General features: G+C 69.9%; 27 protein-coding genes, 1 pseudogene and 2 riboswitches. Of the genes and pseudogenes, 13 read left to right on the top strand and 15 right to left on the bottom strand.

Going from position 1 to position 25,686, the window contains the following annotated elements; all coding sequences use genetic code 11:
* Positions 1-8: 8 nt before the first annotated feature.
* From ychF to KYT88_RS11555, 4 genes and pseudogenes are all read left to right on the top strand, one after another.
* Complete coding sequence (gene ychF, locus KYT88_RS11570) at positions 9-1,082, top strand: redox-regulated ATPase YchF (protein ID WP_012038913.1); 1,074 nt, start codon at positions 9-11, stop codon at positions 1,080-1,082.
* A 238-nt stretch (positions 1,083-1,320) separates the two neighbouring features.
* Positions 1,321-1,761, top strand: a complete 441-nt coding sequence (locus tag KYT88_RS11565) for a hypothetical protein (RefSeq protein ID WP_147362320.1) — start codon at positions 1,321-1,323, stop codon at positions 1,759-1,761.
* A gap of 34 nt (positions 1,762-1,795) precedes the next feature.
* Positions 1,796-1,936, top strand: a pseudogene (locus KYT88_RS11560) (DUF933 domain-containing protein); the annotation flags it as partial.
* A gap of 54 nt (positions 1,937-1,990) precedes the next feature.
* A complete protein-coding gene (locus KYT88_RS11555) occupies positions 1,991-2,317 on the top strand; it encodes a hypothetical protein (RefSeq protein ID WP_043588592.1) in 327 nt (108 codons plus the stop codon).
* Between the two features lie 21 nt (positions 2,318-2,338).
* Here KYT88_RS11555 and KYT88_RS11550 read toward each other — a convergent pair whose 3' ends face one another.
* The 5 genes from KYT88_RS11550 to KYT88_RS11530 form a co-directional block, all read right to left on the bottom strand.
* Complete coding sequence (locus KYT88_RS11550) at positions 2,339-2,938, bottom strand: hypothetical protein (protein WP_147362319.1); 600 nt, start codon at positions 2,936-2,938, stop codon at positions 2,339-2,341.
* Positions 2,939-3,124: 186 nt separating this feature from the next.
* Complete coding sequence (locus tag KYT88_RS11545) at positions 3,125-3,892, bottom strand: SCO1664 family protein (RefSeq protein WP_043588587.1); 768 nt, start codon at positions 3,890-3,892, stop codon at positions 3,125-3,127.
* Complete coding sequence (locus tag KYT88_RS11540) at positions 3,892-4,452, bottom strand: DUF3090 domain-containing protein (RefSeq protein WP_043588584.1); 561 nt, start codon at positions 4,450-4,452, stop codon at positions 3,892-3,894. Before KYT88_RS11540 ends, KYT88_RS11545 begins: the two co-directional genes overlap by 1 nt.
* Positions 4,453-4,475: 23 nt before the next feature.
* The gene (locus KYT88_RS11535) at positions 4,476-5,168 is read right to left on the bottom strand and encodes a histidine phosphatase family protein (protein WP_043588581.1); all 693 of its coding nucleotides are present in this window, start codon (positions 5,166-5,168) and stop codon (positions 4,476-4,478) included.
* A gap of 44 nt (positions 5,169-5,212) precedes the next feature.
* Positions 5,213-6,619, bottom strand: coding sequence for an amino acid permease (locus KYT88_RS11530; protein WP_043588579.1), 1,407 nt, complete (start codon positions 6,617-6,619; stop codon positions 5,213-5,215).
* Between the two features lie 253 nt (positions 6,620-6,872).
* Between KYT88_RS11530 and KYT88_RS11525 the strand changes: the two genes are divergently transcribed.
* Positions 6,873-7,268: a DUF2510 domain-containing protein gene (locus KYT88_RS11525; protein ID WP_081841011.1), complete on the top strand. Its 396-nt coding sequence runs from the start codon at positions 6,873-6,875 to the stop codon at positions 7,266-7,268.
* Positions 7,269-7,569: 301 nt separating this feature from the next.
* Here KYT88_RS11525 and KYT88_RS11520 read toward each other — a convergent pair whose 3' ends face one another.
* From KYT88_RS11520 to KYT88_RS11500, 5 genes are all read right to left on the bottom strand, one after another.
* A complete protein-coding gene (locus tag KYT88_RS11520; protein ID WP_162178082.1) occupies positions 7,570-8,601 on the bottom strand; it encodes a 5-methylcytosine restriction system specificity protein McrC in 1,032 nt (343 codons plus the stop codon).
* Positions 8,602-9,083: 482 nt separating this feature from the next.
* Positions 9,084-10,574 (bottom strand): McrB family protein, encoded by a 1,491-nt coding sequence (locus tag KYT88_RS11515; RefSeq protein WP_081841009.1) that lies wholly within the window; start codon positions 10,572-10,574, stop codon positions 9,084-9,086.
* 566 nt (positions 10,575-11,140) lie between these two features.
* Positions 11,141-11,593, bottom strand: a complete 453-nt coding sequence (locus tag KYT88_RS11510) for a universal stress protein (RefSeq protein ID WP_043588572.1) — start codon at positions 11,591-11,593, stop codon at positions 11,141-11,143.
* Between the two features lie 3 nt (positions 11,594-11,596).
* Complete coding sequence (locus KYT88_RS11505; RefSeq protein ID WP_043588570.1) at positions 11,597-13,063, bottom strand: APC family permease; 1,467 nt, start codon at positions 13,061-13,063, stop codon at positions 11,597-11,599.
* A 73-nt stretch (positions 13,064-13,136) separates the two neighbouring features.
* On the bottom strand, positions 13,137-13,559 hold the full coding sequence (locus KYT88_RS11500) for a hypothetical protein (RefSeq protein WP_043588568.1): 423 nt from the start codon (positions 13,557-13,559) through the stop codon (positions 13,137-13,139).
* A gap of 221 nt (positions 13,560-13,780) precedes the next feature.
* Between KYT88_RS11500 and KYT88_RS11495 the strand changes: the two genes are divergently transcribed.
* Positions 13,781-14,185 carry a hypothetical protein gene (locus KYT88_RS11495; RefSeq protein WP_043588566.1) on the top strand — a complete coding sequence of 135 codons (405 nt, stop codon included), beginning with the start codon at positions 13,781-13,783 and terminating at the stop codon, positions 14,183-14,185.
* 59 nt (positions 14,186-14,244) lie between these two features.
* Entirely contained in the window at positions 14,245-14,808 is a 564-nt protein-coding gene (locus tag KYT88_RS11490; protein WP_043588564.1) for a GIY-YIG nuclease family protein, read from the top strand.
* A gap of 18 nt (positions 14,809-14,826) precedes the next feature.
* Here KYT88_RS11490 and KYT88_RS11485 read toward each other — a convergent pair whose 3' ends face one another.
* Entirely contained in the window at positions 14,827-15,921 is a 1,095-nt protein-coding gene (locus tag KYT88_RS11485; protein WP_237583657.1) for a zinc-ribbon domain-containing protein, read from the bottom strand.
* A gap of 46 nt (positions 15,922-15,967) precedes the next feature.
* Here KYT88_RS11485 and KYT88_RS11480 point away from each other — a divergent pair, with 46 nt between their 5' ends.
* Positions 15,968-16,522, top strand: a complete 555-nt coding sequence (locus KYT88_RS11480; RefSeq protein ID WP_043588560.1) for a GNAT family N-acetyltransferase — start codon at positions 15,968-15,970, stop codon at positions 16,520-16,522.
* A 19-nt stretch (positions 16,523-16,541) separates the two neighbouring features.
* Here KYT88_RS11480 and KYT88_RS11475 read toward each other — a convergent pair whose 3' ends face one another.
* From KYT88_RS11475 to KYT88_RS11465, 3 genes are all read right to left on the bottom strand, one after another.
* On the bottom strand, positions 16,542-16,937 hold the full coding sequence (locus tag KYT88_RS11475; RefSeq protein ID WP_081841008.1) for a ChaB family protein: 396 nt from the start codon (positions 16,935-16,937) through the stop codon (positions 16,542-16,544).
* A gap of 80 nt (positions 16,938-17,017) precedes the next feature.
* Positions 17,018-17,461, bottom strand: coding sequence for a Fe-S cluster assembly sulfur transfer protein SufU (gene sufU, locus KYT88_RS11470; RefSeq protein ID WP_043588558.1), 444 nt, complete (start codon positions 17,459-17,461; stop codon positions 17,018-17,020).
* Positions 17,458-18,759: a SufS family cysteine desulfurase gene (locus KYT88_RS11465; RefSeq protein ID WP_051629445.1), complete on the bottom strand. Its 1,302-nt coding sequence runs from the start codon at positions 18,757-18,759 to the stop codon at positions 17,458-17,460. Before KYT88_RS11465 ends, sufU begins: the two co-directional genes overlap by 4 nt.
* A gap of 103 nt (positions 18,760-18,862) precedes the next feature.
* On the opposite strand from KYT88_RS11465, the gene KYT88_RS11460 reads away from it, so the two are divergent.
* The gene (locus tag KYT88_RS11460) at positions 18,863-19,633 is read left to right on the top strand and encodes a copper resistance CopC family protein (protein WP_043588555.1); all 771 of its coding nucleotides are present in this window, start codon (positions 18,863-18,865) and stop codon (positions 19,631-19,633) included.
* 17 nt (positions 19,634-19,650) lie between these two features.
* Here KYT88_RS11460 and KYT88_RS11455 read toward each other — a convergent pair whose 3' ends face one another.
* Complete coding sequence (locus tag KYT88_RS11455; RefSeq protein ID WP_012038889.1) at positions 19,651-20,022, bottom strand: BlaI/MecI/CopY family transcriptional regulator; 372 nt, start codon at positions 20,020-20,022, stop codon at positions 19,651-19,653.
* A 126-nt stretch (positions 20,023-20,148) separates the two neighbouring features.
* Here KYT88_RS11455 and KYT88_RS11450 point away from each other — a divergent pair, with 126 nt between their 5' ends.
* The 4 genes from KYT88_RS11450 (at position 20,149) to gcvP (ending at position 25,550) form a co-directional block, all read left to right on the top strand.
* Positions 20,149-20,604 (top strand): SseB family protein, encoded by a 456-nt coding sequence (locus tag KYT88_RS11450; protein ID WP_043588550.1) that lies wholly within the window; start codon positions 20,149-20,151, stop codon positions 20,602-20,604.
* Between the two features lie 145 nt (positions 20,605-20,749).
* A riboswitch (glycine riboswitch) is annotated at positions 20,750-20,836 on the top strand.
* 1 nt (position 20,837) lies between these two features.
* Positions 20,838-20,931, top strand: a riboswitch (glycine riboswitch).
* 43 nt (positions 20,932-20,974) lie between these two features.
* Positions 20,975-22,210 carry a glycine cleavage system aminomethyltransferase GcvT gene (gene gcvT / locus KYT88_RS11445; protein ID WP_043588548.1) on the top strand — a complete coding sequence of 412 codons (1,236 nt, stop codon included), beginning with the start codon at positions 20,975-20,977 and terminating at the stop codon, positions 22,208-22,210.
* Positions 22,207-22,578 carry a glycine cleavage system protein GcvH gene (gene gcvH, locus KYT88_RS11440; RefSeq protein ID WP_043588545.1) on the top strand — a complete coding sequence of 124 codons (372 nt, stop codon included), beginning with the start codon at positions 22,207-22,209 and terminating at the stop codon, positions 22,576-22,578. Before gcvT ends, gcvH begins: the two co-directional genes overlap by 4 nt.
* Complete coding sequence (gene gcvP / locus KYT88_RS11435) at positions 22,575-25,550, top strand: aminomethyl-transferring glycine dehydrogenase (protein WP_043588543.1); 2,976 nt, start codon at positions 22,575-22,577, stop codon at positions 25,548-25,550. Before gcvH ends, gcvP begins: the two co-directional genes overlap by 4 nt.
* Positions 25,551-25,686: the final 136 nt, after the last annotated feature.

The following is a 25,686-nucleotide window of genomic DNA, read 5'->3' as shown; positions in this document are numbered from 1 at the left end:
GGACTCCCGTGGCTCTCACTATCGCGATCGTCGGTCTCCCCAACGTCGGCAAGTCGACGCTCTTCAACGCCCTGACCAAGAACCAGGTGCTCGCCGCGAACTACCCGTTCGCGACGATCGAGCCGAACGTGGGCGTGGTGAACCTCCCGGACCCGCGCCTCGAGGTGCTCGCCGGCCTCTTCGGCAGCGAGAAGATCCTCCCCGCGCCCGTCTCCTTCGTCGACATCGCGGGCATCGTCCGCGGCGCGAGCGAGGGCGAGGGCCTCGGCAACCAGTTCCTCGCCAACATCCGCGAGGCGGACGCCATCGCGCAGGTCGTCCGCGGATTCGAGGACGAGGACGTCGTGCACGTCGACGGCCGCGTCGACGCGGCGAGCGACATGGAGACCATCAACACCGAGCTGATCCTCGCCGACCTGCAGACCCTCGAGCGCGCCGAGCCGCGCTACGAGAAGGAGCTGAAGACGAAGCGCATCGAGCCCGTCGTGCTCGAGACCGCGAAGGCGGCGCGCGAGTGGCTGGATTCGGGCAAGCCGCTGTCGGCGTCTTCGATCGACCTGGAGCCGGTGCGTGAGCTCGGCCTGCTGACCGCCAAGCCCTTCATCTACGTGTTCAACGTCGACGAGCAGGTGCTCGGCGACAAGGGTCGTCTGGACGAGCTGGCCGCTCTGGTTGCGCCCGCGCAGGCCGTGTTCCTCGACGCGAAGATCGAGTCGGAGCTCATCGAGCTCGACCCCGAGGACGCCGCCGAGATGCTCGCGAGCACCGGCCAGGAGGAGTCGGGCCTCGACCAGCTCGCTCGCATCGGCTTCGAGACCCTCGGCCTCCAGACCTACCTGACGGCGGGCCCCAAGGAGACGCGGGCCTGGACCATCGGCCGCGGCTGGAAGGCCCCGCAGGCGGCCGGCGTGATCCACACCGACTTCGAGAAGGGCTTCATCAAGGCCGAGGTCATCTCCTACGACGACCTGGTCGAGACCGGCTCCATCGCCGAGGCGCGCTCCAAGGGCAAGGCTCGCATCGAGGGCAAGGAGTACGTCATGCAGGACGGCGATGTGGTGGAGTTCCGGTTCAACAACTAGATTGCGGTTCGCTTGTTCGACGAGCCTGTTCGTTGGGCCAAGTAATCTCAGCGTCCTATGCGAGACTCGGCCGTAGGTTCGTTTAGCGGCCATAGCCTTGAGTAGAGGTATTGGTGCTGCACTGCGGCGGTAAGTGCAAGTGATCAGCTATAACGCGCCTGAGGCGGAGTTGCGGCAGCGCGGTCGTGGCCACCTTTTGGGGGTGGATATCAGTTAGACCCGGCTCTACTATTGGCTCATGACCAACGACGGCGTAGCGGGACTGCACTTCAGGGCATCAAAGACGGGTAGCGTCCGAATGGACTCCGACTTGGAATGGTCTGAGTTCAAAGAGATTTACGATGACCTCGGCAGAGAAGCTGAAGGTCGAGCTGTTGTCTCCAAGTCAACGGAGGTGTGGGCGGGTCCATACGAAATTTACCTGTCGATTCAGCCTATACTTGATTCCGCGACCGGCCTTATTGGTGCTGGTACGGGGATCGCGGCTTTGTTCATCGAGCTTTTCAAGAAGCACCCCGAGCAGCCTATTAATGTGCACGTGGACAATGGTAAGACCATTATCATCAATGGAGACGTAAATCTCTCAGACGAGAACCTCGAGGATTTAGCGAGGTTTTTTCAACAGAACGACAAGGATCCCAACGATCCCACGTGGCGTGTAGCGGGGGCGGGGGAGTAGTTCAGTGCACCGAATCGATACGGGTGCGTCCCCGAAGGCCGAGGTCATCCCCTGCGGCGACCTCGTCGAGACCGGATCGATCGCCGAGGCGCGCTCCAAGGGCAAGGCCCGAATCGAGGGCAAGGAATACGTCATGCGGGCCGGCGACGTGGTGGAGTTCCGGTTTAACAACTGAGTCCGTTACGGATCACTTCCGCAATTAAAGTCTCACAGACCGCAAAGGAGCGTCATGACTGACGAGTGGCAGGTAGCAGAGGGAAATGGCTGGATCCCACTGAAGGGTTTTGGGTTGATAAACCCACGGCGAGATGGCTTCGATGGTGGGCGGCAGTACTTCACGGGCAAGCTCGAGAACGATGAGTACGCCACAGCGATGGGTCCGGGGATTAGCGGGGGGCCGGACACGTGGGAGTACGAGTATGACCAGCCGTTTTACATGGCAAATATCCGAGGTGAGCACTGCATTGAGGTCGAGATTTCGCCGCTCGGGGGAGGTCGCTACGCCGTGAAGTATCGTCCCGGCTCGTGGCTAAACGGCGGCGCCGGCGGCTGGTGACGCCGGAGACGTTCAGTGCAATTAGCACTTTGGTTTCCTCTTGTCCGTCCCGGTCGAGAGCCAATCGTCGATATCAAACGGGGGAGTCCAGCCCTCCGACTCGAAGAGCGATTTGATCGGTACTGACAACGCGGCCGACATTTCGGGGTGTTCCGCAAGATCGTTAATGCGCATACCGATCACGTGCAGGCCGGTGATGCTTGTGTCCGGCCATGCAATGTCGCGGCGGACCGCCAAAAGGAAGTCGGCCATCAGTCTCATGATGACGGCTGTAGGCGGAGACGTAGGCGCTGCGGTTCGGTAGCGGAAGAACTTGTCCACCACGTCGTCGGAACCCCAAATCGTCACAAAGGTCTGGAAGTCCGCCATCACGTCCTCTACGCGCAATAAGGCCTCTTTTGTCCGAGCTGGCGTGAGGGTGTCACCTAGAACTTGTAGGAACGGCTGATAAAGTTCGTATTTCTTCTGGGCAATTCTGTCTTCCAGGGCACGAAGTCGTGCTGACTCGTGTTCGGCTTGCTGGGCGCGGCGGGCGGCCCGCGTGGCCCAAACCGCCGAGAAGATACTGATGGTTGCTGGAACAACGAGCGTCACGAGTTGAAGCCAGAGCGGAATAGTCATGTCCGAATCATTGCATGAGCAAACCGTGCCTCCGACGCGTCCCGCATCGCTAGGCGCGGTCGTCAGGCTGAGCTGGCTTTTCAAATTCGGCTCTAGTCGCGCTGCTCGGGCCGCGTAGTGGGGTGCTTGTTTCGCAACTAAGGTCGGTGCGCCGCACCGTCGGTGCAGCCTGATCTTCCCGGGGAGCTAGAAGAGCGGCCACGGCACCGCGGACTGCTGCCCCGCAGGCGCCGGGAATCGCGCCTCTAAGCGCAACCGCGCGCACCGAGCGCGCAACGCCGAGACCTCCGCCGCCGTCAGCAACCCCGCCAACTCCCGCCCCAGCTCCCCATCGAGCCCCGCGAGCACCCGATCCACACCCTCGAGCTCCTCCGCGGTCAGCGCCTCCCCGACCCACCCCCACAGCACCGTCCGCAGCTTGTGCTCCTGGTGGAACGTGAGCCCGTGGTCGACGCCGAAGCGGTGGCCGTCGGGCATGGCGAGCACGTGGAAGCCCTTGCGGTCAGCGTTGTTGACGATGACGTCGAAGACGGCCATGCGGCGCAGCGCGGGAGTGTCCTCGTGGATGAGGGCGACGGTGTTGCCCTCCTCGTCCTCGCCGCCGAGGACCGTCCGGTAGCCCGTCTCCGGGATCTCGGCCGCGGGGACCAGGTCTACGGCGTCCTGGTCGGGATCCTCGTCCTGCCAGAGCTGCACCATGCCCTCGCCCGCGGGGCCGTCGCGGAGCCACGTGCGAGGGACGACGCCCCAGCCGAGCGCCTCGGAGACCAGGTACGCGGCGACCTCGCGATGCGCGAGCACCGCGTCGGGGAAGTCCCAGAGCGGGTTCTCGCCGCGGATGGGCTTGTAGACGACGGCGACGTCGCCGATCGTCCCGAGGAAGGTCGCGTTCGACGCGGTGCGGATGCGGCCGGTGACGATCAGCTCGCCGTCCAGCGGGTCCGTCTCCGACATCATTCGTCGGGGAAGGTGTGGATGTGCCCGTCGGGGTCGATGGGGTAGCCGCACAGCTCGCAGATGGGGCGGCCGGCGCCCACGATCTCGTGGGTGCGCTTCGCGAACGCGCGGGCCGCGCCCACGGGCATCCGCACCACGAGCATCTCGGTGTCGTCCGCCTCGTCGTCGTCGACGCCCGGCAGGTCGAAGTCGTCGCTGTCGTCGTCCTCCGCGAGCGGGTACGCCTCGATGACCACCTGGGCCATCGACGGATCCCAGCCGAGGCCCATCGCACCGGTGCGCCAGCGCTCGTCGACATCCTCGAGCGGGTCGTTGTCCACCAGCTCCGGGGGCGTGCTCTCGGGGATGCTGAACGGGTTGCCCTCGACGGTGACGAGCTGGTCGAGGATCTCGTCGATCTTCTCGGCGAGCAGCGCGGACTGCTGCTTCTCGAGGGCGATGGTCACCAGCTGCGGGCCGGATCGCACCTGGAAGTAGAACGTGCGCGCGCCCGGGAGGCCGATGGTGCCGACCACGGCCCGGTCCGGCCAGTCGAATTCGAGGGCTCGTGTGGGCATGCGTCCACTCTATGCGCGGTGGATCACGGCGTCGCGTGCCCGGCGCCGCCGCCCACGGGAGCGTCACCGGATCCGACGCTCGCAGCCAGCCACGAGAGGTCGCCCGCGTCGGTGTTCGTCGCGTGCACGGTCGGCCGGCCGGCGCCGTAGCGCACGATGGAGATCGACGCGGGGCCCACGTCGATGCGCTGGAACAGGTCGAGGTGCGTGCCGAGGGCGTCGGCGAGGATCGACTTGATGACGTCGCCGTGGCTGACCGCGACCCACACGGCGGCCGGCCCGTGCTCGGCCTCGATGGCGGCGTCGTGGCGGCGGATCGCGGCGACCGCGCGCGCCTGCATCCCGGCCATGGACTCGCCGCCGGGGAAGACGACGGCGGACGGGTGCGACTGCACGCGCGACCAGAGGTCCTCCTTGGCGAGGTCGGCGAGGGCGCGGCCCTGCCAGTCGCCGTAGTCGCACTCGGTGAGGTCGGGGTCGACGGGCTGGGCGGGCTTCCCCGACTGCCGCTCGAGGATCCGCTGCGCCGTCTCCCAGCAGCGCTGCAGCGGGCTGGACACCACGGCCGCCAGCGGCACCGCCGCGAGCCGGTCGCCGGCGCGGTCCGCCTGGTCGCGCCCGGTGTCGTCGAGGTCGACGCCGGGGGTGCGCCCCGCCAGGATCCCGGTCGCGTTCGCTGTCGTTCGTCCGTGCCGCACGAGGATCACTGTCGCCATGCGGCCAGCCTAACCAGCGTGCCCGCCGACCCCGGCGGGAGGGATCAGGCCTCGCGCGCCACCGGGACGGCGGTCTCCGGTGCGTCGACGGGCTCCGCCGCCACCGGATCCACCGACCCGCCCCGCGCCTTCGTCACCACGTACAGCACGAGCACGACCGCCCACGCCACGAGGCTCAGCACGAGCTGCGGGCGGATCTCGGGATCCAGCGCCATCTGCACGAGCACCGCGACGATCCCCACGACGGTGAGGATCGAGAGGCCCGGGAACAGCCACATCCGCACGACGAGACCCGAGGATCCGTTGCGGCGGCGGAGCACGATCTGCGAGATCGCGATGAGCAGGTAGACGAACAGGATGATCGCGCCCGAGGAGTTGAGCAGGAACAGGAAGACGGTGTCGGGGGAGACGGCCGCCGCGATCACGCAGAGGAAGCCGACGACCGACGAGAGCAGGATCGCCGCGCGCGGAACTCCGCGCTCCGTCACCTTGACCAGTCGTGCGGGTGCCTCCCGCCGCGCGGCGAGCACGAAGAGCATGCGGCTCGCCGTGTAGAGGCCGGAATTCAGGCACGAGAGCACGGCGGTGAGGACGACCGCGTTCATCACGTCGCCCGCGAACGGGATGCCCATGCGGTCGAATGCGCTCACGAACGGGGAGGCGCCGAGCTCCGTGGAATCCCACGGGAGGATCACGGCGAGCAGGAAGAGCGAGCCGACGAAGAACAGCGAGATGCGGAGGATCACGGAGTTGGTGGACTTCCGGATGGCCTTCGCGGGATCCTTCGACTCGGCCGCTGCGATGGTGGCGATCTCCGCGCCGACCATGGAGAAGATCACCACGACGACCGAGGAGAAGATCGCGCCGACGCCGTTCGGGAAGAAGCCGCCGTGCACGACGAGGTTCGAGAAGTCGAGGGAGCGGCCAGGCCAGATGCCCAGCACGTAGAGGCTGCCGAGGCCGAGGAACAGGATTATCGCCGCCACCTTGATCCCCGCGAACCAGTACTCGAACTCGCCGAACGCGCCGACCGAGATGAGGTTGGTGGCGGTCATCAGCGCCATGAGGCCGAGGGAGAGGAGCCAGAGCGGCGCGTCGAACCAGTAGGTGAGCGCCTTCGCGCCGGCGACCGCCTCGAATCCGACGACGATGACCCAGAAGTACCAATAGAGCCAGCCCATCGAGAAGCCGGCCCAGCCGCCGAGGGCGTGCCGGGCGTAGTCGGCGAAGGATCCGGTGCTCGGGTTCGCGGTCGCCATCTCGCCGAGCATGCGCATCACGAGGATGATCAGCACGCCGGAGATCGCGTAGGTGAGGAACGCGCCGGGACCCGCGCCGTTGATCACCACCCCGGACCCGACGAACAGGCCGGCGCCGATGACACCGCCGATCGCGATCATGGTGAGCTGCCTCTGCGTGAGGCTCTTGCGCAGCTGGGGCGCGGATGCCATGGATGCCTCCGAGGGGGTCGGCGTTCTCCGGTGGGGGATCCTCCCGGTCAGCCGGCGACGCGTCGGGCCGGGAGGTGCTGAGCACGATACGCACGGTATCGACCCGACCGCGAAGTGTTCACAAGGGCTTTACATTCGGGCGGCGGGCGTGGTGGGCCGGCGGCCGTGCTGCGCTACCGACCGCCCGCGGACGAGCCCGCCGCCTTCCCAGGGAGCACGATGGCCGGAGGATCACACGACGAGAGGCGAGACGATGGCAGCTGAGACGCAGGCCGGTTGGTACGACGACGGTTCCGGGACCATGCGCTGGTGGGACGGCACGCGCTGGACGGAGACGGTGCAGCCTCCGCCGCCTCCGGGACATGGCGCGTCGGCGGCAACGCCCGTCTCCGCCGGAGCAGCAGCCGCGACGACGTCGGATGCAGCTCCGCGGAAGCGCGGCAAGAGCTACGTGGTCCTTCAGACCATCCTCAAGGAGAAGGTGTGGGGCACCGGATCCGGCAACCTCACCGAGCTGGAGAACGCGATCAACGCGCAGGCGGCTCGCGGCTACCGGCTGCACACCATCTCGACGGCTGTGTCGGGCAGTAAGGGGCTCGGCGGCGGCGACCGCATCCAGGCGACGATGGTGTTTGAGGCGATCGACTGAGGGCAGAGGAGATTTGAGTATCGCGGTATGCGCCCGGGGTGGCGGTTTCACCCGGCAGACCAACATCGAGGGCGCCGTTGGTCCTGGGCTGCGAGCATTGGTCCCGCGAACAACTCACACGTCCCTGCCGCACAATGTTGCGCTCAAGCCGTCGGACGTGACGCCTTCGTCCCGGCCAAATTCACGCGGGCATCCGTGCCTCACGAGCACAACGGCCGCGCCCTGCTCGACCTGCTGACGGGGGATAGGGCAGCAGAGGCTCTCGTTTTGGAGCGCCGTCACCCGGGTGATCAGATACGCGTCATCTGACGGCGCGTGCCCCTTCGACTTGCTCGACGGCGCTTTCAGCGGACCTCTTTAGGCCCCCCAATGCCTCTTTGAGGTCGCCGATTAGGCTTGGGTCGGGGAAGTCGAATGAAGCAGAACCGACTAGGCCCCATCCGTCTGAGAGCTCGTGTGATGTTGCCCTTCCAGCGTCGAAGCCTGGAGGCGGTGTCGCCCGCAGTACGAGTTCACTAGCCGAGGTTTCGGTAGTCTCAGGATTGCGGTTGGACCGAGTGAACACTAGCAATGTGGTGAGTTCTGTTCGTTGCGCGTAGGCGATCGCCTGATATTGATCGCTCATGCTGGCCTTTGTGAAGTCTGTCTTCTCGCTGTACTTGGCGTCGACAAGGAATTGCTGGCCCGAGGGAGTCGTCACCCAGAGGTCGGGATGTTTCGCGGGACTTCGAACCCAGCCTCGTCCTGTGGGTCGATAAACGACATCGAGGGACTCGTGTCGGGTCACCGAGCAACCCGCCTGGACGAATGCACGTTCCAAGAGCACCTCCCATAGTGAGCTGGTCGAAAACTTCACGTTCGCCAGCACACCAGGAATTTCCGATGTCTCGCTCGCAAGCGGAAAATCGCGCGAGAGTACGAAGACAGCGAGGCTGAGTAGGTTGAGGAGCGCGGGGTCGCGCGTGGTCTGATTGAGACTCGTCGCGTACCGCAGAGCCTGCCCCAGTGACGGAGTGCCGACATCGTGCAGTCGTGCGAGGTTGTCCATCACCAGCTCAGCCTGGCCGGGTGAGCTGATGCAGGCCACTAGGGCTGCCCGCACGACCTGCCAGTAGTGATGGTCCCCCGTGAGTTCGTCGAACTCGCAGCTGATCGCTGCCTCCCCACGCAGGTCACGAATGAAGAGGTCGTTCACGACGAGGCGTCCCCGGACAGAATCGGTTCGCTGCGTGGTCGATTGATACACCGGACGTCTTCTCGGAATAGCTTCAGAGGAAGCGGCGATGAACGTAGCCTTGACCAGGGCTTCGAGTTGCGGGATCTCGTTCAGCACCCGGACTCCTGCTGTGGAGGGGAGAACCGTTCCCTTCGTAAGTGCAGGCTCCTGTCCGGTACCGAGCAATAATCTCCACATGCTCTCGACATACTTACCGGGATCGCCGCCGAGGGAACGTGGCACCCGTCTCAGTGGTATTTCGCGAGACCATAGAGGGTCGCCGACGGTCTGGGCCTCGTTATTCTGCGCGTCTTGCGCGGCCGTCGAAGAAGACCAAGTGGCGGGAGCCAGCCGTCTGTCCGCGAGGCTTAGCCATCGGGAACCGAAGCCGACGAAGTCACCCTCGTAAACATGTAGCGTGGCGCTTGAGTCCGGTGTCACCACCGCACTCGGTTCACGCGAAGGACGCCAGAGCTTCGGGAGGACATGCACTATCAGCTTTGTTTTCGTCGACGTGTCAAAAAGGGCAGTCAAGCCCACACCGTCTCCTCTGCGGCTTGCCCGCAGCCACAACAGGTCGGAGTCTTCAGATTTGTTCATCACGCTGAGCTGCCCGGTATGACTTCCGTCGGCGAGAGCCGCTGGATGACTACTGACGGCCTGCGACCGAGCCCCTGGCCCCGATAGGTCGCGTTCAGGCTGAGGGCCTCGCCGCGAAGTTCGACGGCGGGCATCTCGTCGAGCGTCTCGGGAGCCAGATTAAATGTGAACGCGATCTCGGCCAGCTGTGTCACGAGACTGCGTGCCGCCGCCAAGGGAGATGACGCGCCGAACACATATGCGTGTCCCAGCCGTGCATCAGGTCCGATTTGCGTGAGCAAGGTCTCGTTCGTCTCTCCAAACCACTCCACCACCTGATCCCAGTCTTCCTGCGCAGCCGCACTCTCGCCGTCTTTCTTCGACTGAAAGTCGGTGTCCTGCAGAAGGGCTTCAGCAGTCAGTGGCTCCATAGAGAACCACGTGAATCGACGCCTGAGAGCGAGGTCGATCGTTCCTACCGAGCGATCCGTGGAGTTCATGGTGCCGAGGACGTGGAGATTGTCGGGAACCACCAAGCGATTGCAGCCGTCTCGGCCTATAGGTGTCTGCAGTGTCACGCTGGTGGTGTCGTCGGGTGCGTTCACGAAGAGCGCTCGCCCATCTAGTCGATGCACGTCGGCTCTCTTGCTCTTCTCGATTGGGAGCAAAAGGTCGCCGAAGACCTTGGACGTGTTTGCGCGGTTTATCTCGTCGATGAATAAGAGGTGTTGTGTTTCCGGGTCTTGAGCAGCACGTTCGCATGCCTGTACAAAGGTGCCGGCTACTCCTTCGAATGCACCCTTCTGTGTGGGGCGCAGACCGGAGACGAATTCCTCATAGCTGGTGGACGGATGAAACACGACCACCTCGACGTGACTGTAAAGCGAGGTCAATCCTCCAAGCAGATGTGACTTGCCGGATCCGGCGACGCCCTCGACGACCACGTTCTTTTCCTGCTGGAGCAGCCGGTGAACTCGGTCGACATTTCCTTCCCGCCTCAGCGCGCTGTGGGTTCCACTCGGCTCAGCCTCGAGCGCGAGGCCTCTGGCGGCGTCGAGCAGGGGGCGTCCGGGTCGACCAACGACCGTCAACGTCGTGACGTCGATGTCTGTGCGGCGCTCGATGGCGTCGAGATACGGAAAAATAGATTCGAATCCTTGGGTCCATGACATGACATTGCCGATGTCCCTGCTCAGCGGTTCAAGCTCAGCAGCTATGGTGTCGTCGACGTGTTGTGCGACAAGCTCGTGCAGATCACGACCGAGTTTGCGGCACCACGCGTTGAATCCTGTGTCACCCAGGGCGTCGCCGACGACTTTGAAGTAGTACCGGGGAGTGGCGACGTAGCCGCTTTCGAGTAGCTCCCTGAGCTTCGGTATCGAGACTTGAAAACGAGGATCTGATTCGTCATGCCAGGACAAGGCCGCTTCGTTTTTCTCGGCCGATGTGACCCGTTGCGGCGTCATCCACATGGGAAGGGCGTCTCGCGAAGCGTGCGCTGCATCGGTCATGCTTGTCCTTTGATATGTGTGGTAGATGTCGGCGCGCCGAGGAAATTGTTCTTGGTGATTCTCTACGACCCAGGCGGCTCTTGAGAGGACAGCTGCCCTATCGCTACGTGATAAATGCGACAAGTGGACTTGTCGCCAGCTGCCTGGCGATGGCTGAGGTCATCGCATGCTCTCGCGTGCTCGACCTCATTGGGCACTTGGCGACGACTCGCCAATTGCTATGAGTATATGGTGCGCACGCCGGGTTGGGCGGCGCCTTGCAATCCCTTTCGGGGGTATTGCATTTTTGTATTCGAGGAGCAGGGCTTGCTTGGTCAGGTTGCCGAGGCTGCGCATGTGCGGGTGGCGATGCTTTCGGCCCTGTAAGGCGCCAGCGCTTTCGTGATGGCGGAGTGCCACTCGGCAATGCGCTGCGTGGAACAGGCTAGCTTGCGGGCCAGGTTATGCCGCGCTGCCGTAAAGGCAATTATTAAGCGCGACTCATGTTTCCTGCACTCGGGCGGGTGACTGGAGTCGCGGCATGGTGGCTTGGCGGCTCGACCGAGTCGCACCCGGCTCTGCTCTCGCTAAACGCCGCGCACCGTCGGCCGGCAGATCAGCACCGGGCACGGCGCCGAGTGCTGCACGCGCGAGGCCGTGCTGCCCAGCAGGATCGTGGCGGTGAGGCCGCGGCTGCCGGCGGCCATGGAGATCAGGCCCGCGGACAGGTCCTCGGCTGCGCGGATGATCTCGGTGGCGGGGGAGCCGCTGCGCACGTCGTGGTGGATGGTCGGGCCCCAGCCGTCGAAGACCGCCGCGACCGTGTCGACGGCGGCCTCGGCGTCGCGGCGGTAGCTGAGCTCCGTCTGGCCGGTCGCGCGGCGCGGGCCGAGCTCGTTGGCGAACGGCGCGGCCGCGTAGGGGCTCACGACCGCGAGCACGGTGACCTCGGTGATCTCGCGGGAGTCCGCGATCACCTGGAACTGGCGGGCCGCCTGGAGCGACGCCTGGGATCCGTCGGTGGTGACGATGACGTGCACGGGTCAGACCTCCCTGTCCGTGGGTCCGGCGGCGGCGACGCCCGCCGCCGCTTCAAGGTCCGGCTTCTTCGCGCCGAACGTGCGCTGCGCGAGGTAGAGCACGAGCCCCAGCGCGAGCAGCCCGCCGACCCAGAACAGCGCTCCGGGGTCGTCGACGAGCGTGTAGATCAGCACGGCGACGTTCCCGAGGATCCCGACGATCAGCAGCGGCGTGTTCGCGCGGTACGTGTCGTCGCGCTCGTCGTGGCCGCGGAGCTTCAGGCACGCGACGATCACGAGCGCGTAGATGAAGAGGAGGAACACCACGGTGATGGTCGCGAGGCGGTCGACGATGTCGAGCCGCTCGTCCTCGGGGATCCCGGCCTGGCTGGAGCGGATCGCCGCGCCGATGATGAGGAGGCCGGCCACCACCGCGCCGCCGAAGATCAGCGCCACGTAGGGGCTGCGGCGGGCCGGGTGCACCTTGGCGAAGATCGCCGGCACGACGTTCTCGCGGGCCATGCCGAACAGGATCCGCGACTGCGCCACCACGGTCACGAGCGCGGTGTTGCTGATGGCGACCATGGCGATGAGGCCGAAGATCACGAGCATCACGGCCGCCGGGATGAAGAAGAGGTCCGCGCGGACGACCTCGAGGAGCGTGTTGCCCGCCAGGTCGTCGATCGGCACGGCGAGGGCGGCGGCCATCGAGACCAGCACGTAGACGACGCCGGCGGTCATCATGCCGCCGATGAGCGCGCGGGGGAACGCGCGCGACGGGTCGATGGTCTCCTCGGCCACGTTGGCCGCGTTCTCGAAGCCGGTCATGGCGAAGAACGCGAGCGAGACGCCGGCGAGCACGGCCAGCACCGCGGATCCGGGGCCGCCCTCGACCTGGAACTGCAGCAGCACGGCGGGGTCGCCCACGCCCTCGACCAGCGCGATCACGCCGATGGCGACGACGATGATGAGGCCGCTGATCTCGACGAACGTCATGACGACGTTGGCGATGACCGACTCGCTGATGCCGATGAGGTTGATGAGCGTGATGACCGCCACGAACGCGACCGCGATGCCGGTCGTCGCCCAGATCGCGGACTCGGGGAGGCCGATCAGGTCGGCGAGGTAGCGCACGAAGCCGGCCGCGAGGGATCCGACGGCGGCCATGTTGGCGCTGAGCATGCAGATGGTGATGAAGAACGTGAGCACCGGGCTGCGGAACGCCTTGTTGATGTAGAGGGAGGCGCCGGCGGCCTGCGGGTACTTCGTGACGAGCTCCGCGTAGGCGAGGCCGGTGATGGTCGCGATGGAGACGCCCACGAGGAAGGCCATCCAGAACGCGCCGCCCACGGCCGCGGCCACGAGGCCGACGAGCACGTAGATGCCGGATCCGAGGACGTCGCCGACCACGTAGAAGTACAGCTGCTTGACCGTGATGGAGCGCTTCAGCTCGGATCTCGGGGGTGCCTGGGCCTCGATGGGATTCGCCATTTCCCCACCCTAGGGGCGTGCTGGCGAGGGGTCGAGGGGGCAGGATCGGCCGGCGTCCCGTGGTATCCCCGGGTCAGGCGCCGTCGGCGATGCGCTGCAGCGCGCCGATCGCGCGCCGCAGCTCGCCCTCGTCGACGGGCGGCTGCACGGAGGCGCAGGCCCCGCGGATCCAGCCGGTGCGGGCGCGCATCACCGTCTCGAGGAGCTGCCGGCCGGCCGGCCCGACGACCAGGCGCGCCCCTTCCCCATCCGCCTCCTCCACGAGGATCCGCCGCTGCAGCAGCGCCGCGAGGCTCGGCACGAGGGCCGCGCGCGAGGTGCGGGTCCACATGGAGAGCGACTGGCGGTCCACCTGCATCCCGGTGGCGACGACGCGCAGCAGCTGGATCTGCAGGCCGGTGAGGCCTTCCCAGGCGTCGAGCGTCGCGGCATCCATGAGGTCGAAGACGGTCGCCATCGAGGAGATCAACTCCTCGTGTGCGCTCGGCTCGGACACGGCGCTCCTTCGGCCAAGCGGACGGGGTGAGCAGGCGGACCGCCTGCTCGTGGAGGGAAAGGTACCCATCAGGACCGTTCCCGGTCCAGGTTCGCGGTCGACACGTCACGGAGGCGATCGTGCGGGGATACTGGGACGTGGTGCGGGGTCCCGGGTGGACGGCCGCCGGGACGGGGATGTCGCATGAGCGCAGCAGCAGGAGACGCCGGGCGGGCGCGGCCATGACGCCGCGGATCCGGGCGCTCCTCCTCACCGGGATCATCACCGGCCTGACCATGGCGATCGTCGCGGCCGCGCGTCCGTGGACGCGCGAGGACGAGCCCGACGACTGGGTCGTGCTGCGCTTCGAGGCCGGCGAGGCGGCGACCGCGTACGAGGCGTTCGAGTCGCTGGCCGCGACCGAGATCGCGGGCGACGACGCCCTGCAGCTGCTCGAGGCCGGATGGATGGACGGCAACGAGTTCGGCGAGGACTCCTACGACGTCTACTTCGTCGGCCCGGACCGCCGCATCATGTGGGAGGTGCTCGAGCCGATCTTCGCCGACGCTCCCGTGCCGTGGACCTCGGTCGAGCTCCGCCGCGGGCTCGAGGACCAGGCGCCCGTCGTCGTGCGGGCGTCGCGCTGAGGCGTTCCGGGCCGCCTCCCGCGGGTGCCGGTGTCGGCGCCCGCGCCTAGCGTCGGGGCATGACCTCGACCGGATCAGCACCCTGCCTCGCCGAGGGGTGCGCGGCGCGAGCCGAGCCCGGCGCACCCGTGCGGCTGTGCGCCGCGCACCTCGTGGCCGCGGCCGCGTGGGCGGAGCGGGAGCACGGCGTCGAGGACGTGCTGCCGTCGCCGTGCCCTGCCTGCGGATCCCGCCTCGGCGTGCGGTACCCGTCGAGCTGGCTCTGCGCGGTGTGCGAGTGGCGGCACGGCGACCACCCGGACGGCGAGCTGGCGCCGCCGCGGGTCGACGTCGTCTACTACATCCGCTTCGGCGACCGGCTGAAGATCGGCACCAGCGCGAACCCGCGGCAGCGGCTCGGCACGCTCCGGCACGACGAGCTGCTGGCCTTCGAGCGCGGAGGGCGATCGGTGGAGCGGGCGCGGCACGCGCTGTTCGCCCGGCAGCGCTTCGCCCGCACCGAGTGGTTCGAGCTCGACGCGGAGCTGCGGGTCCACGTGGCCGCGCTCGCCGCCGGGCAGCCGGATCCGTGGGAGCTCCTCGCGCGCTGGCGGAGCGAGGCGCTGGCGCTGCGGGTCAGCTGAGGCGGGCGTAGGCGCGGTTCATCCGGCTGCGGCCGACGGCGGCGCCTCGCGCAGGTAGGCGTCCACGAACAGCGGCCCGCGGATCTCGCGGAGCAGGTCGAGGATCTGGTCGATCGTGCCGCGGGTGAGGCCCGCGACGCACAGGTCGTAGGGGCCGAGGGGCGGGAGCTTGCCGGTGCGGATCCGGATCACCTCCCATCCGGCGGCCCGCAGCGCGCGGTCCTTGCGCCGGTCGGCCTCCTCGCGACGGCCGACGTGCTCGAGGCCGTGGCGGCCTGTGGAGTCGTACTCGATCGCGACCCGCAGCTCCGGCAGCACGATGTCGGGCCACGCCTCGAGGTGCTCGAAGAACGGGCGCGCGAGCCGGACGGCGTTCAGGCCGGGCGTGTGATCCAGGCGCGCGGCCAGATCCTGCCGCAGGCGCTCCTCGACGGCGGATGCGGGTGGCGGCGCGCACGCGCTGGCGAACGGCTCGCCGACGGGGAGGTCGGGCGTCTTCGCGCAGACGGCGGGGGAGCGGCGGGCGCGCGCCGGTGACGTGGCCGGGGCGGGGGATCCGCGGCGCTCGGCGGGCCCGACAGCGCTCGGGGTGCCGTCCTTCCCGCGCCGGTCGCGGGACGTGCCGCCGACCGCGGGCCGTCCGTCGCGCGCGCCCCGCCGGAGACGCGCCGAGCCGCCGGTCGTCGACGGCGATGCGCCCGACGCGGCGGACGCGGCGGACGCGGATCCGCCCGCCACCGGCCCCGCCACCAGCGGCGATGCCCCCGGCCACCGCACCTGATCCACCATCGGCAGCACGGGCGTGCGCGGCGCCGCGGCCTCCGCGCAGTCCGGGCACCACGACGAGCGGCGGCGCTCCCGCCCCGGCCGCCTCCGCTGCTCCTCGGGCGTCGCGACGAAGACGTGCCCGGCGTCGCACTGCCAGGTGAGGAGCACGTCGGCGGCGGGCGGCACCTGCGTGAGCGTGATGCCGCGGTTGAACTCGGGGTGGTACTGCCGGATGAGCACGGGGAACGACGCCCACGCCTCCCGGTAGGTGCCCACCGGGTACGGCACGTCGAGGCCGCGCGACCAGCTGCGCCGCGCCCACCACGCATCCACCGGCTCGGGCATGCCGTCACGCTAGGGGGGACCACCGACGTCCCCCTAGCCTGGGGCGATGCCCGACCTCGCGACCGACCGCCTGCTCCTCCGCCGCTTCACGGAGGCCGACGTCCCATTCCTCCTCGACCTTCATGCGCGGCCCGAGGTGATGCGGTGGATCGGCACCGGCCAGGTCTACACGGATCCCGCGCAGGCCGTGGCGCGCGCCGCCCGCTACGCCGCGCTCGACCACCCGGTGCGCGGCATCTGGGCGATCGAGGACCGCGACGGCGGTGCGCTCCTCGGCACGCTGCTGCTCAAGGACCTGCCCGCGTCGGCCGCGCCGCTCGCCGGCGACGACCCGGCCCCGCGCGACGCGCCGGAGGACGGCGAGACGGAGATCGGCTGGCACCTGCACCCGGACGCCTGGGGTCGCGGCGTCGCGACGGAGGCGGCGCGGCGGGTGCTCGCGCACGCCGCCGAGGGCGGGCTGACGCGCGTGCTGGCCGTGACGAACCCGGCGAACGCGCCGTCGCAGGCCGTGTGCCGGCGGATCGGGATGCGTCCCCTCGGCGTCACGCGCGCCTACTACGACAAGGAGTGCGCGCTCTTCCGGGTCGACCTGCCCTAGGCGCGTCCGGCGCCCCGCTTCAGCTCTCGCGCTGCCGCGCCCGCCGGGTCTCCCGGTCGTTCGCCTTCCGGATCCCGTCCACGAGCTCGTCCTTCGTCATGCGGCTGCGGCCGGCGACGTCGAGGCGGCGCGCGACCTCCATCAGGTGCGCCTTCGAGGCGTTCGCGTCGACCCCGCCTGCCGTGCCCGCGCCGCGCTCCTCGGCGCCCGCGTCCGACGGCCCCGCCGACTCCTTCGGCTCCCAGTGGTCGCCGACCTTCTCGAAGCCGTGCTTGAGGGCGGCGTATGCCGTGCGCTCGGCGCGCTCGCCGGATCCGTACTGCTCCTCGGCCGCTGCGTGCGCCGCCGACCAGGTGGCCTGCGCGTGCTCGGGGGAGCGGCGGATGGTGCTCGGCATGTCGTCGTCGGGGGCCACGGATCCTCCTGGTGTCGCGGTGCGCCGCCTCGCGCGGTCGCCGTCCCCCACTCTGCCCGCCCCGGCTGGCCGCGGGCGCGTCAGCTCTTCCGGAGTGCGTCCTCCAGCGTCGTCCACGGCAGCATCGCGCACTTCACGCGGCCGACGTACCGGGAGACCCCGTCGAGCGCGACGGCGTCGCCGAACTCCTCCGGGTCGAGGTGGGACGCCCCGCGACTCCGCATGACCTCGCGGAACGCGGCGGCGCGCGCGTGCACCGTGTCGAGATCCGCGCCGTCGAGCACGCCGACGAGCATCGACGCCGACGCCTGCGAGATCGCGCAGCCGTGGCCCGTCCACGCGATCTCCACCAGCCGGCCGTCCTCGACGCGGACGCCGAGGGTGATCTCGTCCCCGCACGTCGGGTTCACCTGGTGCGCGTGCAGCGGCCAGCCGGTGGGATCGCCCGTGCCCTCGGGCGTGCGCGAGTGGTCGAGGATCAGCTCCTGGTACAGCGCGCCGCCGCCGGACGCGGGAGCGCTCATCGGCCGGCCCCGAAGAACGCGGCGGCGTCCTCGACGCCCTGCAGCAGCAGGTCGATCTCGGCGTCCGTCGTGTGCAGCGTCCCGCTCGCGCGCGTGGACGCGGTGAGCCCGAGCCTGCGGTGCAGCGGCTGCGCGCAGTGGTGGCCGACGCGCACGGCGATGCCGCGGTCGTCGAGGATCTGCCCCACGTCGTGCGCGTGGACGCCCGCCAGGTCGAACGCGGCGAGCCCGATGCGGTCGTCGCGGGGTCCGAGCACGCGCACGCCCCGGATCCCGGAGAGGCCCGCGACGAGCCGTGCGCCGATGCGCCGCCCGTGCTCCTGGATCCGGTCCATGCCCACCGCCTCCAGGTAGTCGACCGCCGCTCCCAGCGCCACGACCTGCGAGATGCGCTGCGTGCCCGCCTCGAAGCGCTGCGGCGGCGGGAGGAACTCGGCCGACTCCATCGTCACCGTCGTGATCATCGACCCTCCCGTGAGGAACGGCGGCAGCGCCTCGAGCACCTTGCGGCGCCCGTACAGCACTCCGATGCCCGTGGGCGCGAGCATCTTGTGCCCGGAGAAGACGGCGAGGTCGACGTCCAGGGCGCGCAGGTCCACGGGCAGGTGCGGCACGGACTGGCAGGCGTCGAGCACGACGAGCGCGCCGACCTCCCGCGCCCGCGCGACTACGGGAGCGAGCGGCGCGACGCCGCCCAGCACGTTGGAGACGTGCGCGAGCGCGACGACACGGGTCCGCTCCGTGATGACGTCGCCCAGCGTCTCCAGCCGCAGCGCGCCCTGGTCGTCGACGGGGACGAACCGCAACGTGGCGCCCGTGCGGAGCGCGAGCTGCTGCCACGGGATGAGGTTCGCGTGGTGCTCCGACTCCGTGACCACGATCTCGTCGCCCTCCCGCACGCGGATGGACGCGGGCGCGGCCGCGCTCCCGAGGCCGTACGCGACGAGGTTCAGCCCCTCGGTCGCGTTGGAGGTCCACACGATCTCGCCCGCGTCGACGCCCACGAAGCGCGCGACCTTCTCGCGCGCCTCCTCGAACTCCTCGGTCGCGAGGGCCGCGAGCGTGTGCGCGCCGCGGTGGACGGCGGCGTTGCGGTGCTCCAGGTACGCGCGCTCCGCATCCAGCACCTGGCGCGGCTTCTGGGACGTGGCGGCCGAGTCGAGGTAGACGAGCGGGTGGCCGTTCACCCGTGAGTCGAGGAGGGGGAAGTCACGGCGGATCCGGTCGATCTCGTCGGCGGTGAGGCCGGCGGATCGCGCCGGGCCGTGGCCGGGGTTGTCGTGCGGAGCGATGTGCATCCGACGAGTCCATCGCGCCGCGGCCCTCGGCGCAACACGGGCGCGGGCGTGGCGTCACGGATGCCCTTCCCCGCCTGCGCGGAGCGCAGGGGATGATGGACCCATGGCGTCTCCGCACCACCCCCGCACCCCGTCCCTCCTCCGTCGTGCCGCGCTCGCCGCGGGAGCCGCGGCCCTCGTGCTGGGCGGGGCGCTCATCCCGGCGGGCGCCGCGTCCGCGCACGACCGGCTCGTGGGATCCACCCCCGCCGCCGACGCCACCGTCACGGACGAGCCCGGCACCATCGCGCTCGACTTCAGCGAGGAGCTGCTCGCGCTCGACGCGCAGGCCTCCGGCTTCGCGATCCAGGTGGTCAACGCCTCCGACAGCTCCTTCCATGAGGACGGCTGCGTCACGGTCGACGGATCCACCGCCACGACCCGCATCGCGCTCGGCACGGCCGGCACCTACCAGGTCACCTGGCGCGCGGTCTCGAGCGACAGCCACCCCATCGACGGCACCTACTCCTTCACCTACGCGCCGACCGGCGACACGACGGGCACCCCGGCCATCACCGCGGCCCCCGCCTGCGGCGACGCCTGGGCGGGCAGCGCGGCGACCGCGACGCCCGAGCCCGAGGGCACCATGACGACGCAGGGCGCCGAGTCCGTCGCCCCCGCTCCCACGTCGGACGCGCGGTCCGGCGAGTCCGTGCCGCTCGCCGACGCTGCGGAGACCACGCCCGTCTGGGTGTTCGTGCTCATCGGCCTCGTGATCCTCGCGGCCGCCGTGCTCGTGGTGGTCGGCGTCGTGCGCCGGTCGTCGCGCCGGTTCCCCGGCGAGGACGGCGAGAGCGTCGGCGGTCCGTACGACGGCGCCGACGACCCGCGCTAGCCGGGCGAACGGACCGCCTACGCCCGGTCGTCCCCGCCGAGCGCGCGGCGCAGCGCCGTGAGGTCGTCGCCGTCGAGCGTGCCGGCGAAGCGCAGCAGCGCGGCCTCGCGGTCCTTCGTGGCCGCGAGCGCGCCCGACATGAGCGACGCCGCGTGATCGGTGCGCGAGCGGGCGGGCGCGAAGGTGAGCGCGCGCGCCTCGTCGGAGCGCGTGACGAGCCCCTTCTGGCCGAGCCGCTCCAGGACCGTGAGCACGGTCGTGAGCGCGGGGCGCGGATCCGGGATGCGGGCGACGACGTCCTTGGCCGTGAGCGGCTCGTCGGCGTCCCAGAGCGCGTCCATGATGGCGGCCTCGAGCTCGCCGCGGGGGCGCTGGCGTCCGATCGACACGGGCGTCTCCCCTCGGGACGTATGGCGGGTGGAAGAGACGATCCTAACTCCGCGCGCGGCCGCGAGGAGGCCCGGTCCGGGCGTCGCGGTCAGCCGCCGCCCCGCCGGATCGGGCACGATGGACGCATGACCGATTCACAGGACCGAGAGCCCACCCCCCTCGAGCAGGCCATCGCGCGCGGCCAGGCGGGCGAGTCCGACATGACCGCAGTCCTCACCGAGTTCATCAACACGACGGTCGTGGTGCCCACCGCCACGCCCCTCACCCCCGAGACCGACCAGCTCCAGCCCGTCCTCTTCGACCGCGACGGCGTGCCCATGCTCGCCGCATTCACGCACGAGGACCGCATCGACGAGAAGGTCACGAGCGTCGCCGACCACGTCGCCACCATCCCCGCCGCCGAGCTCGTGCAGGCGATCCCCGAGGGCACCGGCCTCGTCATCAACGTCGGCACCACCGACGGCTTCGAGATGATGCCCGAGGGCGTCGCGCAGCTCGCCGACGACGTGCGCCGCGTCATCGACCAGGACGAGGACGGCGCGCCGCAGGCACCGGCATCGCCCTCGCCCGACGCGATCTGACCCGTCGGGTCGACCCGACCATCCGACGCCGCCGCATCCACCCGGACGCGGCGGCGTCGTCGTGTCCGGCGCAGGGCGATCGACCGGGAATCGTCACACGGCGGAAACGTCCCGCTCGATATGCTGGGACGCGTAACACGGCCGCGCACGCATCGCGGGAGAGCTCCTCCGGGAGCACCGAAGGAGCAAGCCTCCCCGCCAATCTCTCAGGTCCACGTACCGCGATGCACTGGCCACTCTGAAAAGCAGTCGTCCCGCACGGCTCGCCCACGGTGAAAGCACCGTCCTCGGACGGCGCGAAGCTCTCAGGCACATGACAGAGGGGGAGTCCCGCATCCGGCGTCCGCGTCGGTCACGACCGGAGGACTCCATGCCCGACGCACCCGCAGGAACCGCACCGGCCGGCACCGCGCCCGACGCGGCGGCCGGCGCCCCGCCCCGCCGATCCCCGCTGCACGACGTGCACGAGGCGGCCGGCGCCTCCTTCACGGACTTCGCCGGCTGGCTCATGCCGGTCCGCTACACGAGCGACCTCGCCGAGCACCGCGCCGTGCGCGAGGCCGCGGGCATCTTCGACATCTCGCACATGGCCGAGATCGCCGTGGAGGGCGAGGGCGCCGCCGCGTTCCTCGACGCCGTGCTCGCGGGCAAGCTCTCCGCCATCGCCGAGTGGCAGGCGAAGTACACGCTGCTGCTGGACCCCTCGGGCGGCATCGTCGACGACCTCATCGTCTACCGCACGGGCGAGGAGTCCTTCCTCGTCGTCGCCAACGCGGGCAACCACGATCCCGTGCTCGCCGTCCTCGCCGAGGCCGCCCGAGGCCTCGACGACGTGGAGGTCGACGACGCGAGCGACGACGTCGCGCTCATCGCCGTGCAGGGCCCGGTGTCCCGCGCGATCCTCGAGGCCACCGCCGGCCTCGAGACCGAGACGCCGCTCGAGGCGCTCCGCTACTACCGCGCGACGGCCGCGCGCTTCGCGGGCCAGGACGTGCTCGTCGCCCGCACCGGCTACACGGGCGAGGACGGCTACGAGCTGTACGTCGCGACCGAGGACGCCGTCGCCCTGTGGGAGGCGCTCGTCGCGGCCGGCGCGCCGCTCGGCCTCCTGAACACGGGCCTCGCCTGCCGTGACACGCTCCGCCTCGAGGCAGGCATGCCGCTGTACGGCCACGAGCTCGGGCTCCACACCCTGCCCGTCCAGGCCGGCCTCGGCAAGGTCGTCGCGCTCGGCAAGGAGGGCGACTTCCGCGGGCGCGCCGCCGTGGAGAAAGGGCCGGATCCCGTCGCCCGCGTGCTCGTCGGCCTCGTCACCGAGGGCCGCCGCGCGCCCCGCGCCGACTACCCCGTCTACGCCGAGGAGGCCGCGGGCGACTCCGCCGCGGCCCTCGAGGCCGTGATGGAGGCCACCGAGGGCGCCGTCGCGCCCGTCGGCATCATCACGAGCGGCGCCCTGTCGCCCACGCTCGGCCACCCCGTCGCCATGGCGTACGTGGATCCCTCGCTCGCCGCCCCCGGCACGCGCCTCGCCGTCGACGTCCGCGGCACGCGCGTGCCCGCCACCGTCGTGACCCTCCCCTTCTACTCGCGAAAGGCCCTCGCATGACCGACCAGACCAGCCTCCAGTACACCGCCGAGCACGAGTGGGTGCAGGTCGACGGCGACGTCGCGACCGTCGGCATCACCTCCTACGCCGCCGACAAGCTCGGCGACGTCGTCTTCGTCGAGCTGCCGGCGGTGGGCGACGAGCTCGCGGGCGGCGAGGTCGTCGGCGAGATCGAGTCGACCAAGTCGGTCGGCGAGCTCTTCGCGCCCATCGACGGCACGGTCACCGAGGTCAACGACGACGTCGTGGCCTCGCCCGACCTCGTCAACAGCGACCCGTTCGGCGCCGGCTGGCTCGTGAAGGTGCGCTTCGAGGCGCTCCCGACGCTCCTCAGCCACGACGAGTACGTCGCGCTGGTGGGCGAGTGACCGCCGTCGACGCCGGCACGCGCCCGGCCACCCCGGCTCCCGCCTCCGCACCCGACATCGCGGAGGAGTCCTCGACGTTCGCGCCCGGCGCGTTCGGCGCCCGCCACATCGGCATCGACTCCGAGGCCCGCGCCACCATGCTCGGCGTCCTCGGTCACGACTCGATCCCGTCCCTCCTCGCGAAGGCCGTGCCCGAGACGATCCAGGTCGACCGCTTCCGCACCGAGGGCGACTCCGTTCTGCCCGAGGCCGCCACCGAGCGCGACGCCCTCGCCGAGCTCCGCCGCATCGCGGGCCGCAACCGCGTGCGCACGTCGATGATCGGCCTCGGCTACCACGACACGATCACGCCCGCCGTGATCACCCGGAACGTGCTCGAGAACCCGAGCTGGTACACGGCGTACACGCCGTATCAGCCGGAGATCTCGCAGGGCCGCCTCGAGGCGCTCATCAACTTCCAGACGATGGTCGCCGAGCTGTCCGGGCTCGCGACCGCGAACGCGTCCATGCTCGACGAGGCCACGGCCGTCGTCGAGGGCATGCTGCTCGCGCGCCGCGCCTCCAAGGCGAAGACGGACGTGTTCCTCATCGACGCCGACGCCCTGCCGCAGACGCGCGCGCTCCTCGAGAGCCGGGCCGCGGCCGTCGGCATCGAGCTGGTCGCGCACGACCTCGCCACGGTGGATCCGGCCGAGCTGCCCGACGCGTTCGGCGCCTTCATCCAGTACCCGGCCGCCTCCGGCCGCGTCTGGGACCCGAGCGCCGTCATCGCGCGCGTGCACGAGGCCGGCGGCCTCGCGGTCGTCGCGGCCGACCTGCTCGCCCTCACGGTCATCACCTCGCCGGGCGAGCTCGGCGCGGACATCGCGGTCGGCACCTCGCAGCGCTTCGGCGTGCCCATGGGCTTCGGCGGTCCGCACGCGGGCTACCTCGCCGTGCGCGCGGGACTCGAGCGGCAGATGCCCGGCCGCCTCGTCGGCGTCAGCCAGGACGCGGCCGGCCACCCCGCATACCGCCTCTCGCTGCAGACGCGCGAGCAGCACATCCGCCGTGAGAAGGCCACCAGCAACATCTGCACCGCGCAGGTGCTCCTCGCCGTGATGGCCTCGATGTACGCGGTCTACCACGGGCCGAAGGGCCTCCGCGTGATCGCGCGCCAGGCGAACCGGGGCGCCCGCCGCCTCGTCCGCTCGCTCGCGACCGTCGGCGTCTCGCCCGTCCACGCCGCGTTCTTCGACACCGTGCGCGTCTCCGTGCCCGGCCGCGCCGACGAGATCCTCGCGGCGGCCGCGGATGGCGGGGTCAACCTGCTCCGCGTGGACGCCGACACGATCGGCTTCAGCGTCGACGAGGCCACGCGCCCCGAGGACCTCGCGGTCGTCGCGCGCGCGTTCGGCGCCGAGCTCGCGGAGGACGAGGGCGCGGCCGGCGACCTGTCCTCGATTCCCGAGGCGTCGATCCGCACGAGCGAGTACCTCACGCACGCCGTGTTCTCCACGCACCGCTCCGAGACCGGCATGATGCGCTACCTCAAGCGCCTCTCCGACAAGGACTACGCGCTCGACCGCGGCATGATCCCGCTCGGCTCCTGCACCATGAAGCTCAACGCGGCGACCGAGATGGAGGCGGTGACCTGGCCCGAGTTCCAGGCCATCCACCCCTTCGCGCCGGCTGACGACGTCGAGGGCTACCTCGAGCTGGTCCTCCAGCTGGAGACCTGGCTCGCGGACGTCACGGGCTACGACACCGTGAGCCTCCAGCCGAACGCCGGCAGCCAGGGCGAGCTCGCGGGCCTCCTCGCGATCCGCGGCTACCACCTCGCGAACGGCGACGACGCGCGCACGGTCTGCCTCATCCCGCAGAGCGCGCACGGCACGAACGCGGCCAGCGCCGTGCTGGCCGGCATGCGCGTCGTGGTCGTCGCGTGCGACGAGCTCGGCAACGTCGACCTCGACGACCTGCGCGCCAAGATCGCCGCGCACCGCGACGAGCTCGCGGGCCTCATGATCACGTACCCCTCCACCCACGGCGTCTACGAGCACGAGGTCGGCGCGATCTGCCAGGCCGTGCACGAGGCAGGCGGCCAGGTCTACGTCGACGGCGCGAACCTCAACGCGCTCCTCGGCTTCGCCCGGTTCGGCGACTTCGGCGGCGACGTCTCGCACCTCAACCTGCACAAGACGTTCTGCATCCCGCACGGCGGCGGCGGACCCGGCGTGGGCCCGGTCGCGGCGAAGGCGCACCTCGCGCCCTTCCTGCCCGGCCACCCGCAGGCGCAGCGCAACGTGCACGCGCTCGTCCAGGACGGGGTCGTCTCGACCATCGAGCACGGCGGCGCCCCGGTGTCGGCGGCTCCGTACGGATCCCCGAGCATCCTGCCGATCAGCTGGGCCTACGTCCGCATGATGGGCGCGGAGGGGCTCAAGCAGGCGACCGGTGCCGCGGTCCTCTCGGCGAACTACATCGCCGCGCGCCTCCGCGACCACTACCCCGTGCTCTACGCGGGGGAGGACGGCCTCGTCGCGCACGAGTGCATCCTCGACCTGCGTCCGCTGACCGCCGCGACCGGCATCACGGTGGACGACGTGGCCAAGCGCCTCGTCGACTACGGCTTCCACGCGCCCACCATGAGCTTCCCGGTCCCCGGCACGCTCATGGTCGAGCCGACGGAGAGCGAGGACCTCGCCGAGGTCGAGCGCTTCATCGCGGCGATGATCGGCATCAAGCAGGAGGCCGGCTCGGTCGCCGCGGGCGAGTGGCCGGCCGACGACAACCCGCTGCGGAACGCGCCGCACACGGCCGAGTCGGTCATCGCGGGGGAGTGGACGCACGCGTACACGCGCGAGCGCGCCGTCTACCCGGTGTCGACCCTCGTGCGCGACAAGTACTGGCCGCCGGTGCGCCGCATCGACCAGGCGTACGGCGACCGCAACCTGTTCTGCGCCTGCCCGCCGCCGGAGGCGTTCGCCTGATCCGCTGATCGGCTGATCCGCGGTGCTCCGGCGCCGCACCGCACCACCGCGAGGGCGGCGGGACCCACCGGTCCCGCCGCCCTCGTCGCGTCCCGCCCGCGCGCGTTCACGTGCCGTTCACCGCCGGAGGGTCATT

Origin of the sequence: Clavibacter sp. A6099, assembly GCF_021919125.1 — a bacterium.
Classification (GTDB): domain Bacteria; phylum Actinomycetota; class Actinomycetes; order Actinomycetales; family Microbacteriaceae; genus Clavibacter; species Clavibacter seminis.
This window is presented reverse-complemented; position numbering and strand designations above follow the sequence as displayed.